The organism is Pseudomonas sp. LFM046, assembly GCF_000949385.2.
In the GTDB taxonomy this organism is placed as follows: domain Bacteria; phylum Pseudomonadota; class Gammaproteobacteria; order Pseudomonadales; family Pseudomonadaceae; genus Metapseudomonas.
Genome location: NZ_JYKO02000001.1, coordinates 4576201 through 4589034, shown reverse-complemented (window position 1 = coordinate 4589034; position 12834 = coordinate 4576201). Strand labels below are relative to the sequence as shown.

The window sequence follows — 12834 nt, the reverse complement described above, 5'->3', positions numbered from 1 at the left end:
TTTACTTCATGTAAACTTCGCAGCTTCACCTGATTTCACCTGGCCGGTCGTCTCCCGCCGCACGGCAGCGACGTAATCGGTTCAGGAATGGTAAAAGGGCAGCGCAAGCTGCCCTTTTCGCATGGATACTCCCAGGCAAAATGACTCGCCCTAACACTTATTGGTTATTCGTCGTCCTGACCCTGCTGCTGGCTGGTCTGCAGTATCGTCTTTGGGTGGGCGACGGAAGCCTGGCGCAGGTCAAGGAGCTGCAGCAGCAGATCGCCGATCAGAAAGGCGAGAACGAGCGTCTGCTGGAGCGCAATCGCATCCTTGAGGCGGAAGTGCTTGAGTTGAAGAAGGGTATGGAAACCGTCGAAGAGCGTGCCCGTCACGAACTGGGCATGGTCAAGGAAGGCGAAACTCTCTATCAGATTGCCGAATGAACCAGGCCGACATTCCTTTCTTCTGGGCGGTGATTCCTGCCGCCGGCGTCGGTGCCCGCATGCGCGCCGACCGTCCCAAGCAGTACCTTGAGCTTGCCGGACGAACCATCCTCGAGCACAGCCTTGACTGTTTTCTCGATCACCCCCAACTGAAGGGACTGGTGGTCAGTCTTTCGGTCGACGATCCCTACTGGCCCGCACTGCCTTGTGCCAGTGACGAGCGCATCATCCGCGCCGATGGGGGCAAGGAGCGCGCCGACTCAGTGCTCAGTGCCCTGTTGCGCCTGGCCGAACATGGCGCCCGTGCCAACGACTGGGTGCTGGTGCACGATGCGGCGCGACCGAACCTGTCGCGCTACGACCTTGATCTGCTGCTGGCTGAATTGGCCAATGACGAGGTGGGCGGCCTGCTCGCCGTGCCGGCTCGGGATACCCTGAAGCGCGCTGACGCCGACGGCCGGGTGGCGGAAACCGTCGACCGCAGCCTGATCTGGCAGGCCTACACCCCGCAGATGTTCCGCTTCGGCGCCTTGCACCGCGCCTTGGCCGATGCCTTGGTGGCCGGCGTCGCCATTACCGACGAGGCCTCTGCCATGGAGTGGGCCGGCAATGCGCCCAAGCTGGTGGAAGGCCGCGCCGACAACCTCAAGATCACTCGCCCTGAAGACCTCGACTGGCTGCGTCAGCGCTGGTCCACTCGCGGCTGAACCTCGACGTATTCCGGCCGCCGGGCCAATCCTTCCTTCAGCAGATCCACCAGTTGCCGCACCTTGGGCGACAGGTGCCGTTGCTGTGGATAAAGGGCCCAGACCGCCGTGTTTGGCGGCCTGTGCTGTTCCAGCAGGGACACCAGGGCGCCGCTGCGCAAATGCTCCAGTACGTAGTAGTCGGGCAACTGGCACAGGCCGAAGCCGCGAAGTGCCGCGTCCAGCACGGCCTGGCCGCTGTTGCAGCGCCAGTTGCCCTGGACCCGGACGGAATGCTCGCGCCCCTGCTGGAGGAAGTCCCAATGGTCCGAGCTGCCGATCAGGCAGTTGTGCCGGGCCAGTTCCGAAAGGCTGTGAGGGCGGCCGTAACGTTCCAGGTAGGCGGGTGCCGCGCACAGGTACATGACCCGTGGTGCCAGGCGGGTCGCCACCAGCCGTGAATCCTGCAGGCGACCCAGGCGGATCGCCAGGTCCAGCCCTTCATGCACCAGGTCCAGCGTGCGGTTGCTCAGTTCTATGTCCACCCGCAGCTGCGGATGGCGCGCCATGAATTCGTTGACCAGGGGCACGATAAATCGCTCGCCGTAGGCCACCGCACAGGTCATGCGCAGCAGGCCTTTGGGTTCACTGGTCAGGTCGCTCACCGCGCGCAGCGCTTCCTCGCGGGCGTCCAGCAGGCGCTGGCAGTGCTGGAGGAAGGTCTGCCCGGCTTCGGTGAGGGCTACTTTGCGGGTGCTGCGGTAGAACAGGCGCGACTGCAGGCGCTCCTCCAGTCGGGCGATCTGTCGGCTGACATGGGAGGACGAGACGCCCAGACGATCGGCGGCGGCGGTGAACTGTCCCGTTTCGGCAACGGCAACGAACTCGTCCAGGCCTTCCCAGCGGCTCATTGATTATCCCTCGTTGGCAATAATGTTTTGCTTTGAGATGGATTATTTACCATTGGTGGCTCAACTACACTCCTTGGCCATTTCAATCAGCTGGAGAGTCACCATGATCAAGTCCCGCGCCGCCGTGGCCTTCGCGCCCAACCAGCCGCTGCAGATCGTCGAAGTGGATGTGGCGCCGCCGAAGGCCGGCGAAGTGCTGGTGCGCATCGTGGCCACCGGTGTCTGCCACACCGACGCCTACACCCTGTCGGGTGCGGATTCGGAAGGCGTGTTCCCCTGCATCCTCGGCCATGAAGGCGGCGGCATCGTTGAAGCCGTGGGCGAGGGCGTTACTTCCCTGGCTGTGGGCGACCATGTGATCCCGCTGTACACGGCCGAATGCCGCGAGTGCAAGTTCTGCAAATCCGGCAAGACCAACCTGTGCCAGAAGGTGCGCGCCACCCAGGGCAAGGGCCTGATGCCGGATGGCACCTCCCGCTTCAGCTACAACGGCCAGCCGATCTTCCACTACATGGGCTGCTCGACCTTCTCCGAGTACACCGTGCTGCCGGAAATTTCCCTGGCGAAGATCCCGAAGGAAGCGCCCCTGGAGAAGGTCTGCCTGCTGGGTTGCGGCGTGACCACCGGCATCGGTGCCGTACTCAACACCGCCAAAGTGGAAGAGCGCGCTACCGTCGCCATCTTCGGTCTCGGCGGTATCGGCCTGGCGGCGATCATCGGCGCGAAGATGGCCAAGGCCTCGCGCATCATCGCCATCGACATCAATCCGGATAAGTTCGATGTCGCCCGTGAGCTGGGCGCTACCGATTTCGTCAACCCGAAGGATCACGCCAAGCCGATTCAGGACGTGATCGTCGAGATGACCGACGGCGGCGTGGACTACAGCTTCGAATGCGTCGGCAACGTCGACCTGATGCGCGCGGCGCTGGAGTGCTGCCACAAGGGTTGGGGCGAGTCCGTAATCATCGGCGTGGCCCCGGCCGGCGCCGAGATCAAGACCCGTCCGTTCCAGCTGGTGACCGGCCGCGTCTGGCGCGGATCGGCCTTCGGCGGCGTGAAAGGCCGCACTGAACTGCCGAGCTATGTGGAGAAGGCGCAGAAGGGGGAGATCCCGCTGGACACCTTCATCACCCACACCATGGGCCTGGACAAGATCAACGAAGCCTTCGACCTGATGCACGAAGGCAAGAGCATCCGCTCCGTCGTCCACTTCTGAGGCGAAGCCGGATGGCTGCGTGGCGACCATCCGGCATCCCCATGAATCCATCGGTGCGCGTGGCGCACCCAGCGGAGAGCGTTCCATGACCCTTGAAATCGTCTCCAGCAACAAGAGCTTTGGCGGTTGGCACAAGCGCTACCGCCACCGCTCCACCAGCCTCAATTGCGACATGGTGTTCGCCGTCTACCTGCCGCCCCAGGCGGAGCAGGGCGAGAAGCTGCCGGTGCTTTACTGGCTGTCAGGGTTGACCTGCACCGACGAGAATTTCATGCAGAAGGCAGGCGCCCAACGCCTGGCCGCTGAACTGGGGTTGATCATCGTCGCGCCCGACACCAGCCCGCGCGGTGCCGATGTGCCGGGTGACCCGGACAATGCTTGGGACTTCGGCCTGGGCGCCGGCTTCTACCTGAACGCCACCCAGGAACCCTACGCCCGGCATTACCGCATGCACGACTATGTGGTGCACGAGCTGCCGGCGCTGATCGAGGCCAACTTCCCGGTGTCCGGGAAGCGCGGCATCAGCGGCCATTCCATGGGCGGCCATGGGGCGCTGGTCTGCGCGCTGCGTAACCCGGGGCGCTACCAGTCGTTGTCGGCCTTCGCGCCCATCAGCAACCCTATGGCCTGTCCCTGGGGCGAGAAGGCTTTCAGCCGCTACCTGGGCGAAGACCGCTCGCGCTGGCGCGAGTGGGATGCCAGCGTGCTGTTGGCAGAGGCGTCCGAGCGCTTGCCGATCCTGGTGGATCAGGGTGACCGCGACGACTTCCTCGCCAACCAGCTCAAGCCCGAAGCCCTGCAAGCGGCGGCCAAGGCAGCGGGACATCCGCTGACCCTGCGCCTGCAGCCAGGCTACGACCACAGCTACTACTTCATCTCCAGCTTCATTGGCGATCATCTGAAGCACCATGCCGAGGCCCTGAAAGCCTAAGCAGCATCAAAGCGAGTAGAATCACGCCCTGACTTTTCAGGGCGTTTTACTGACTATGCGAATTGGCCACGGCTACGACGTACACCGCTTCGGCGAAGGCGATTTCATCACCCTCGGCGGCGTACGTATTCCCCACAAGTTCGGGCTGATCGCCCATTCCGATGGCGACGTGCTGCTCCACGCGCTTTCCGATGCGCTGCTGGGCGCAGCTGCCCTGGGGGACATCGGCAAGCACTTCCCGGATACCGATCCGCAGTTCAAGGGTGCCGACAGCCGCGTGCTGCTGCGCCATGTGCTGGCGCAGGTGAAGGCCAAGGGCTGGAAGGTCGGCAACGTCGACGGGACCATCGTCGCCCAGGCGCCCAAGATGGCGCCGCATATCGAAGCCATGCGCGCCAACATCGCTGCTGACCTGGAGGTCGAACTGGACCAGGTCAACGTCAAGGCTACCACCACCGAAAAGCTGGGCTTCACCGGCCGCGAGGAGGGCATCGCCGTGCATGCGGTTGCCCTGTTGCTGCCGGCATGACCGAGTTCGAACTGCTGGGCCCGCGTGCCCATGGCGAGGCTCTGGGGCAGGCGCAGCTGAAGGCGGTGGCCGAAGATTTCCAGGTCGATGAAGTGCTGGATATCCCGCTGGCCGGCGAGGGTGAGCATCTCTGGCTCTGGGTGGAGAAGCGGGAGCTGAACACCGAGGAGGCCGCGCGGCGCATCGCCCGGGCTGCGGGCGTGCCGGTGAAGATGATCAGCTATGCCGGTCTCAAGGATCGTCAGGCGCTGACCCGCCAGTGGTTCAGCCTGCATCTGCCGGGCAAGGCGGATCCGGACCTGTCCGCCGCCGAAAACGCCAACCTGCGCATCCTCAAGAGCGCCCGTCACAAGCGCAAGCTGCAACGTGGCGCCCACTCGGCCAACGGCTTCACCCTGCGTCTGACCCATCTGAACGCGGATCACGATGCTCTCGACCAGCGTCTGAAGAGCCTCGCCGAAGCCGGTGTACCCAACTATTTTGGCCTGCAGCGCTTCGGCCATGGTGGGGGCAATGTGGTGGATGCCCGCGCCTTCGCCGAACGCAAGGAACTGCCGGTCCAGCGCAACCTGCGCTCACGGCTGCTGTCAGCGGGCCGCAGCTTCCTGTTCAACCAGGTGCTGGCCGAGCGGGTTGCCGCCGGAACCTGGAACCAGGCCCAGGTCGGCGACTTGCTGGCGTTCACCGACAGCCGTAGCTTCTTCGCCGCCGGTGAGGCGGAATGCAATGATCCGCGCCTGGCCCAGCTCGACCTGCATCCGACCGGGGCGCTCTGGGGAGAGGGGCCGTCGCCTGCGCTGGGTGAGCCGCAAATGCTGGAAGCGACGGTGGCTGCGGCCGAGCCGGCACTTTGCCACTGGCTCGCAGAAGCGGGAATGGCGCACGAACGGCGCATCCTCCGCCTCCCCATCGGCGGCCTGACGTGGCATTATCCCGGGCCTGACGTTCTGCAACTGGAATTCGTCCTGCCGGCTGGATGCTTCGCCACCGCAGTGGTGCGTGAGCTTGTCGATCTGCTGCCGGCAGGGCAGACGGAAAACCCATGCGCATTCTGATTTCCAACGACGATGGGGTGAATGCCCCAGGTCTCGCCGCTCTGCATGGTGCGCTCAAGGACTACGCCGATTGCGTGGTCATCGCACCTGATCAGGACAAGAGCGGCGCCAGCAGTTCCCTGACCCTGGACCGCCCGCTTCACCCCAGCACGCTGGACAACGGCTTCATCAGCCTCAATGGCACGCCGACCGACTGCGTACACCTGGGGCTCAACGGCATGCTTGAACAGCTACCGGACATGGTGGTGTCGGGCATCAATCTGGGCGCCAACCTCGGCGACGATGTGCTTTATTCCGGCACCGTGGCTGCTGCACTTGAGGGGCGTTTCCTCGCCGTGCCGGCGTTCGCCTTCTCGCTGCTTTCGCGCCAGCCGGACAACCTGCCCACGGCCGCCCATATCGCCCGTCGGCTGGTGGCCGCCCACGACAGGCTCGACCTGCCGCCGCGCACCGTCCTCAACGTGAACATCCCCAACCTGCCGCTGGAGCGTATCCGTGGCATCCAGCTGACCCGGCTTGGTCATCGAGCCCGCGCTGCGGCGCCGGTGAAGGTAGTCAATCCACGGGGCAAGGAGGGATACTGGATTTCTGCCGCCGGCGATGCCGAGGACGGCGGACCGGGAACGGATTTCCATGCGGTGCTGCAGGGCTATGTTTCCATCACGCCCCTGCAGCTCGACCGGACTTTCAATGAGGCTTTCGGCGGTCTCGACAGCTGGTTGGAGGGCCTGCTCTGATGGCTCGGGAACAGGACGACCTGACGCGCCGCGGGATTGGCATGACGTCCCAACGTACCCGTGAACGTCTGATCCAGCGGTTATACGAGGAAGGGCTGTCCAACGCCCGTGTGCTCGAGACCATTCGCCGGACACCGCGTCATTTGTTCGTCGACGAGGCCCTGGCACATCGAGCCTACGAAGACACCGCTCTGCCAATCGGCCACAACCAGACCATCTCCCAGCCCTACATGGTTGCGCGGATGACCGAACTGCTGCTGGCCGCCGGGCCGCTGGACAAGGTCCTGGAGATTGGCACCGGTTCCGGGTACCAGACGGCGATCCTCGCTCAACTAGTGGAGCGGGTGTTCTCCGTGGAGCGCATTCAGGTGCTGCAGGACAAAGCCAAGGAGCGCCTGGCGGAGCTCAACCTCCGCAATGTGGTGTTCCGCTGGGGCGACGGCTGGGAAGGTTGGTCCGCATTGGCACCCTATAACGGCATCATCGTCACCGCGGCCGCTGCGGACGTTCCGCAGGCACTGCTGGACCAGTTGGCTCCGGGCGGACGCCTGGTGATTCCGGTGGGGGCCGGTGACGTCCAGCAACTGATGCTGATCATTCGCGAAGAGCAGGGATTCACCCGCCACGTGCTCGATGCGGTGCGCTTCGTACCGCTGCTCAGCGGCCCTCTGGCCTGAGCCCGTACCGAGGGAATCTGCGTCGCGGGCAAATCTCTGACGCATCGCCGGGTTACTGCTGCGCTGCACTTTGTGCGGCAGGCGGCTGGCCCGTTCGAATATTTCCGGCACAATAACCACTACCTAGGACTGTTGGGAAAAAGGGGACAAGAGTGAGCCTGATGGCCATTCGGCATAGGATCAGCATGGGGAATGGGCTCACCTGGTTGCCCGTAATCGCCGCCAGTATCCTGCTGGCCGGCTGCTCCAGCACCTCGAAGGACGGTGTCAGTGTGGTCGATCGCAACCATGCGGGGGCGGCTGCCACAACCCAACGGCAACCCGTTACCAGCGGCCAGTACCGGGTGCAGCGTGGCGATACCCTCTATTCCATTGCGTTCCGCTTTGGCTGGGATTGGAAAGCCCTGGCCGCCCGCAATGACATTCCCGCGCCTTATGTGATCCGCCCTGGCCAGATCATCCGTTTCGATGGCCAGCCTGGCCAGACGCGTCCAACAACCGTTGCTGCCGCTCCTGCAACTACCAAACCAACGACTGGAAACAGTGCCACCATGCGCCCGCCTGCGCAGTCCCAGCAACCGGCTGTCCGTCCGCAGCCCCAGGCGCAACAACCTGTGGCGGCGGCACCCGTATCTACCGCGAGCGCGTCTAGCACGCGCTCTGCAGCCGGTTGGGTATGGCCGGCGAATGGCTCGTTGATTGGGCGTTTTTCCTCAAACGGCAGTTTGAATAAAGGGATTGATATCGCTGGGGAATTAGGCCAGCCTGTCTTGGCTGCGTCAGATGGTTCAGTTGTTTATGCCGGAAGTGGATTACGGGGCTACGGCGAACTGGTCATCATCAAACACAGCGATACCTACGTGAGCGCCTATGGTCATAACCGCAGGCTGCTGGTGCGGGAGGGACAGCAGGTCAAAGTCGGACAGACAATTGCCGAGATGGGCTCAACGGGAACTGACCGGGTGAAGCTTCATTTTGAGATTCGCCGCCAAGGTAAGCCTGTAGATCCATTGCAATACCTGCCACGTCGTTGATCTGTTATTCGGCCCGTTCCGCCACTAGGCACAAGGACGGGCTCAGGCGGCGCCAGGGAATCAAGGCATCGCCGGGGCTTGTTGTCGAACTCAGCAAGGGACAACAACAATGGCACTCAATAAAGAAGCGCCGGAGTTTGACGTCGATGATGAACTGCTCCTTCTGGAGCCGGGCGTCATTTTGGATGATGCGTTGAGCGAGGAGAACGACGCGCCTCTGCCTACCGCCAAATCCCGTCACTCAACCTCAGCCAAGCAGCACAAGTACATCGATTATAGTCGCGCGCTAGATGCGACCCAGTTGTATCTCAACGAGATCGGTTTTTCCCCCCTCCTGACCCCGGAAGAAGAAGTGCACTTCGCGCGCCTCGCACAGCGCGGAGATCCTGCCGGGCGCAAACGCATGATCGAAAGCAACCTCCGCCTCGTGGTGAAGATCGCGCGACGTTACGTCAATCGCGGCCTGTCGCTGCTCGACCTGATCGAAGAGGGTAACCTCGGCCTGATCCGGGCGGTGGAGAAGTTCGATCCGGAGCGGGGCTTCCGTTTCTCCACTTATGCGACCTGGTGGATCCGTCAGACCATCGAACGGGCCATCATGAACCAGACCCGGACAATCCGCCTGCCGATCCATGTGGTCAAGGAACTCAACGTCTACCTGCGGGCGGCGCGCGAGTTGACCCACAAGCTGGATCACGAGCCTTCGCCGGAAGAAATCGCCAACCTGCTGGAAAAGCCGGTTGACGAGGTCAAGCGCATGCTCGGGCTCAACGAGCGGGTGACGTCCGTCGATGTTTCCCTCGGGCCGGACTCAGACAAGACCCTGCTGGATACCCTGACCGACGAGCGTCCCACCGACCCTTGCGAACTGCTGCAGGACGACGACCTTTCCCAGAGCATCGACCAGTGGCTTTCCGAACTGACCGACAAGCAGCGCGAAGTCGTGGTGCGTCGTTTTGGTCTCCGGGGCCACGAGAGCTGCACGCTGGAGGAAGTGGGCCAGGAAATCGGCCTGACCCGTGAGCGGGTTCGCCAGATCCAGGTCGAAGCGCTGAAGCGCCTTCGCGAGATCCTGGAGAAGAACGGCCTGTCCAGCGATGCGCTGTTCCAGTAGCTCATCGGCGAACTGAAAGAGCCCGGCTTAGGCCGGGCTTTTTTATGCAAGTCCGTGTAAGTCATTGCTTACATTGAGTGTACGTGATTGCTGGAAGATGCTGCTGGAGAAAGACGAGATTCAGCTGAGGTTTATTTGTAAGTTATTGATAGTTAATGGTTTTATTTTATGGTCTCGCCGCATTCTTCTCTGTGTTCTGTCGTTTGGCCAGCTTGCCCAGTTCCGCGGGATCGCTAATATCACCCTTGCGTACAGGATGTACGCGGACTGAAAAGGACTTCGGTCAGGACATCGCCGGATGCGATCCATCAGGATGATGAGCAGGGAATACAGGGAGTAAGGACAAAAGAGTGGGCGGGTATCCCCCGCCCCTTTTTTTCGTCCACAGGAAAGCAAAAGGCCCGCAGATGCGGGCCTTTTTGCGTGTGGGCAACTGGTCTCAGCGCTCCAGGTGCTCCAGCTTGCCTTTGACGCCATCCCATTCCTCGGCGTCGGACAGCGCTTCCTTCTTCTCGGTGATGTTCGGCCAGACTTCGGCCAGATCACGGTTCAGCTCGATGAACTCCTGCATGTCCTCAGGCACTTCATCCTCGGAGAAAATGGCTTGCGCCGGGCATTCAGGCTCGCAGAGCGCGCAGTCGATGCACTCGTCTGGGTGAATGACCAGGAAGTTCGGGCCTTCGTAGAAGCAGTCCACCGGACAGACTTCCACACAGTCGGTGTATTTGCATTTGATGCAGTTGTCGGTGACGACGAAGGTCATTTCTATTCTTCTCCTCAAGCGGCGGCTCGGAAGCCTTCTATGTCTGGCTTCTCGGCTCGGAAACTCACGGCGCCGGGCAGGCTGATTCCCGGGTGCTTTCCAGAGCGCGCGGGATTCTAGCAGCTTGTGCGGTTCAGGGGTTAGATGCGTGACTTCAGTGTATATAACAGCTCCAGCGCTTGCCGGGGTGTCAGATCATCCGGTTTGATCTTCGCCAATTCATCCAGCACCGGGTGCGGCAGGCTGGCGAAAAGATCGCTCTGCATGGGGGCGCTCGGCTGGCCGGAGGCCTGGCGCGGAGCCTCATGGGGCAGGCTGGTGGTTTCCAGTCGTGCCAGGTGCTCGCGGGCACGCTGGATGACGCCACCCGGGACGCCCGCAAGCTGGGCTACCGCCAGGCCATAGCTCTGGCTGGCCGGGCCCGGCAGCACGTGGTGCAGGAAGACAATGCGCTCATTGTGCTCGGTGGCGTTCAGGTGAACGTTGGCGACCACCGGCTCGCTTTCCGGCAGAACGGTCAGCTCGAAATAGTGGGTGGCGAACAGGGTGAAAGCACGTAGGCGGGCCAGATGCTCGGCTGCAGCCCAGGCCAGCGACAGGCCGTCGAAGGTGCTGGTGCCACGGCCCACTTCATCCATCAGCACCAGACTGCTGGCGCTGGCGTTGTGCAGGATGTTGGCGGTTTCGCTCATTTCCACCATGAAGGTGGAGCGGCCGCCGGCCAGGTCGTCGCTGGAGCCGATGCGGGTGAAGATCCGATCCACCAGCGACAGCTCGCAGCTGGCTGCCGGAACGAAGCAGCCGATATGGGCGAGCAGCACGATCAGTGCGGTCTGGCGCATGTAGGTGGACTTACCGCCCATGTTCGGGCCGGTGATGATCAGCATTCGCGTGGCGTCGTCCAGGTCCAGGTCGTTGGCCACGAAAGGCGTGTCCAGTACCTGCTCGACAACCGGGTGACGGCCCTGGTTGATACGCATGCAGGGCTCGTCGACGAAGCGGGGACGGTTCAGGTCCAGGTTCAGTGCGCGCTCGGAGAAGTTGCTCAGCACGTCCAGTTCGGCCAGGGCGGCGGCAGTGTCCTGCAGCGGCGCCAACTGCTCGATCAGCAGCTCCAGCAACTCGTCGTAGAGCATCTTCTCCCGCGCCAGCGCACGGCTCTTGGCCGACAGCGCCTTGTCCTCGAAGGCCTTCAGCTCTGGCGTGATGAAACGCTCCGCACCTTTCAGGGTTTGGCGGCGGATGTAGTCCGCAGGGGCTTGCTCGGCCTGTACGCGGGGCAGTTCGATGTAATAGCCGTGGATGCGGTTGTAGCCCACTTTGAGGTTGGGCAGGCCAGTGCGGGCTTTTTCCCGGGTCTCCAGGTCCATCAGGTACTGGCCGGCGTTTTCGCTCAGGGCCTGCAGCTCATCGAGTTCGGCGTCGTAGCCGGTCTTGATCACACCGCCGTCGCGGATCACCGCCGGCGGGTTGTCGATGATGGCGCGGGCCAGCAGGTCCGCCAATTCCGGGTAGGTGCGGATGTTCTCGGCAAGGGTCTGCAGGTGCGGTGCTTCCAGTTCCGTCATAGCGCCTTGCAACTGGGGCAGTGCGGCGAGGGCGTCGCGCAGGCGGGCCAGATCGCGCGGGCGCGCATTGCGCAGGCCGATACGGGCGAGGATTCGCTCCACATCGCCGATTTCTTTCAGCTGTGGCTGCAGACCTTCAAAGCGATAGCGATCCAGCAGGCAATCAATGGCGTCCTGGCGGGCTTCCAGCACCGCACGGTCCCGCAATGGGCGATTCAGCCAGCGGCTCAACAGGCGGCTGCCCATTGCAGTCTGGCAACGGTCGATCACTGACTGCAGGGTATTGTCGCGGCCGCCGGAGAGGTTAACGTCCAGCTCCAGGTTGCGGCGGCTGGCGGCATCAAGGATCACGGTGTCGTCGATGCGCTCATGGCGCAGGCTGCGCAAGTGGGGCAGGGCGGTGCGCTGAGTTTCCTTGGCATAGGCCAGCAGGCAGCCGGCGGAGCCGATCGCCAGGGTGAGAGTTTCGCAGCCGAAGCCCTTGAGGTCCTGCACGCCGAACTGTTGGCACAGACTCTTCTTCGCCGAGTCCCGGTCGAAGTCCCAGGGCGCACGGCGGCGCGCGCCACGACGCTTCTCGGCGGGCAGGCCCTGGGGCCAGTCATCAGGGATCAGCAGCTCGGCGGGGTTCAGGCGTTCCAGTTCGGCCAGCAGGTTCTCCCAGCCCTTGATCTCCTGCACGCTGAAGCGGCCGCTGGTGATATCCAGCACCGCCAGGCCGAACAGTCGCTCATCGCCGAGCACGGCGGCCAGCAGGTTGTCGCGGCGTTCATCCAGCAGCGCTTCGTCGCTAATGGTGCCGGGGGTGATGATTCGCACCACCTGGCGCTCCACCGGGCCCTTGCTGGTGGCCGGGTCACCGATCTGTTCGCAGATCACCACCGACTCACCCAGCTTCACCAACTTGGCCAGGTAACCCTCCACGGAGTGGAAGGGGATGCCGGCCATGGGAATGGCCTTGCCTGCGGACTGGCCGCGAGAGGTGAGGGTGATATCGAGAAGCTTGGCGGCCTTCTTGGCGTCCTCGTAGAAGATCTCGTAGAAGTCGCCCATGCGGTAGAACATCAGTTGGTCCGGATGCTGGTTTTTCAGCCTCCAGTACTGCGCCATCATGGGTGTGTGTTCGCTGAGATCGCTCATTGCCTGGCCTTGCGTGCAAAAGGCGCTAGTGTACGGTATCCCGCTGGC

At 63.0% G+C, this 12834-nt stretch carries 13 protein-coding genes; 10 read left to right on the top strand and 3 right to left on the bottom strand.

The window, feature by feature from the left end; all coding sequences use genetic code 11:
- Nucleotides 1-140 precede the first annotated feature (140 nt).
- Together ftsB and ispD are read left to right on the top strand one after the other, a co-directional pair.
- Nucleotides 141-425 (top strand): cell division protein FtsB, encoded by a 285-nt coding sequence (ftsB, locus tag TQ98_RS21100; RefSeq protein WP_044873785.1) that lies wholly within the window; start codon nucleotides 141-143, stop codon nucleotides 423-425.
- Nucleotides 422-1132: a 2-C-methyl-D-erythritol 4-phosphate cytidylyltransferase gene (gene ispD, locus TQ98_RS21095; RefSeq protein WP_044873786.1), complete on the top strand. Its 711-nt coding sequence runs from the start codon at nucleotides 422-424 to the stop codon at nucleotides 1130-1132. The genes ftsB and ispD overlap by 4 nt, the downstream gene beginning before the upstream one ends.
- Here the strand turns inward: ispD and TQ98_RS21090 are convergent.
- Nucleotides 1108-2022, bottom strand: coding sequence for a LysR substrate-binding domain-containing protein (locus tag TQ98_RS21090; protein ID WP_044873787.1), 915 nt, complete (start codon nucleotides 2020-2022; stop codon nucleotides 1108-1110). The genes ispD and TQ98_RS21090 overlap by 25 nt on opposite strands.
- Before the next feature lie 103 nt (nucleotides 2023-2125).
- On the opposite strand from TQ98_RS21090, the gene TQ98_RS21085 reads away from it, so the two are divergent.
- The 8 genes from TQ98_RS21085 (at nucleotide 2126) to rpoS (ending at nucleotide 9315) form a co-directional block, all read left to right on the top strand.
- Nucleotides 2126-3238 carry an S-(hydroxymethyl)glutathione dehydrogenase/class III alcohol dehydrogenase gene (locus TQ98_RS21085; protein ID WP_044873788.1) on the top strand — a complete coding sequence of 371 codons (1113 nt, stop codon included), beginning with the start codon at nucleotides 2126-2128 and terminating at the stop codon, nucleotides 3236-3238.
- A gap of 85 nt (nucleotides 3239-3323) precedes the next feature.
- Nucleotides 3324-4169 (top strand): S-formylglutathione hydrolase, encoded by an 846-nt coding sequence (gene fghA / locus TQ98_RS21080; RefSeq protein ID WP_044873789.1) that lies wholly within the window; start codon nucleotides 3324-3326, stop codon nucleotides 4167-4169.
- Between the two features lie 55 nt (nucleotides 4170-4224).
- The gene (ispF, locus tag TQ98_RS21075; RefSeq protein WP_044873790.1) at nucleotides 4225-4698 is read left to right on the top strand and encodes a 2-C-methyl-D-erythritol 2,4-cyclodiphosphate synthase; all 474 of its coding nucleotides are present in this window, start codon (nucleotides 4225-4227) and stop codon (nucleotides 4696-4698) included.
- The gene (gene truD / locus TQ98_RS21070) at nucleotides 4695-5753 is read left to right on the top strand and encodes a tRNA pseudouridine(13) synthase TruD (RefSeq protein WP_044873791.1); all 1059 of its coding nucleotides are present in this window, start codon (nucleotides 4695-4697) and stop codon (nucleotides 5751-5753) included. Before ispF ends, truD begins: the two co-directional genes overlap by 4 nt.
- Nucleotides 5741-6490, top strand: coding sequence for a 5'/3'-nucleotidase SurE (surE, locus tag TQ98_RS21065; protein WP_044873792.1), 750 nt, complete (start codon nucleotides 5741-5743; stop codon nucleotides 6488-6490). The genes truD and surE overlap by 13 nt, the downstream gene beginning before the upstream one ends.
- Nucleotides 6491-6531: 41 nt before the next feature.
- The gene (locus TQ98_RS21060) at nucleotides 6532-7167 is read left to right on the top strand and encodes a protein-L-isoaspartate(D-aspartate) O-methyltransferase (RefSeq protein WP_177410189.1); all 636 of its coding nucleotides are present in this window, start codon (nucleotides 6532-6534) and stop codon (nucleotides 7165-7167) included.
- A 185-nt stretch (nucleotides 7168-7352) separates the two neighbouring features.
- Complete coding sequence (locus tag TQ98_RS21055) at nucleotides 7353-8201, top strand: peptidoglycan DD-metalloendopeptidase family protein (protein WP_044874133.1); 849 nt, start codon at nucleotides 7353-7355, stop codon at nucleotides 8199-8201.
- A 109-nt stretch (nucleotides 8202-8310) separates the two neighbouring features.
- Nucleotides 8311-9315 carry an RNA polymerase sigma factor RpoS gene (gene rpoS, locus TQ98_RS21050; RefSeq protein ID WP_044873794.1) on the top strand — a complete coding sequence of 335 codons (1005 nt, stop codon included), beginning with the start codon at nucleotides 8311-8313 and terminating at the stop codon, nucleotides 9313-9315.
- A gap of 439 nt (nucleotides 9316-9754) precedes the next feature.
- Here the strand turns inward: rpoS and fdxA are convergent, their stop codons facing one another.
- Together fdxA and mutS are read right to left on the bottom strand one after the other, a co-directional pair.
- Complete coding sequence (gene fdxA, locus TQ98_RS21045) at nucleotides 9755-10078, bottom strand: ferredoxin FdxA (RefSeq protein ID WP_044873795.1); 324 nt, start codon at nucleotides 10076-10078, stop codon at nucleotides 9755-9757.
- 140 nt (nucleotides 10079-10218) lie between these two features.
- Nucleotides 10219-12786 (bottom strand): DNA mismatch repair protein MutS, encoded by a 2568-nt coding sequence (gene mutS, locus TQ98_RS21040; protein ID WP_103103035.1) that lies wholly within the window; start codon nucleotides 12784-12786, stop codon nucleotides 10219-10221.
- Nucleotides 12787-12834: the final 48 nt, after the last annotated feature.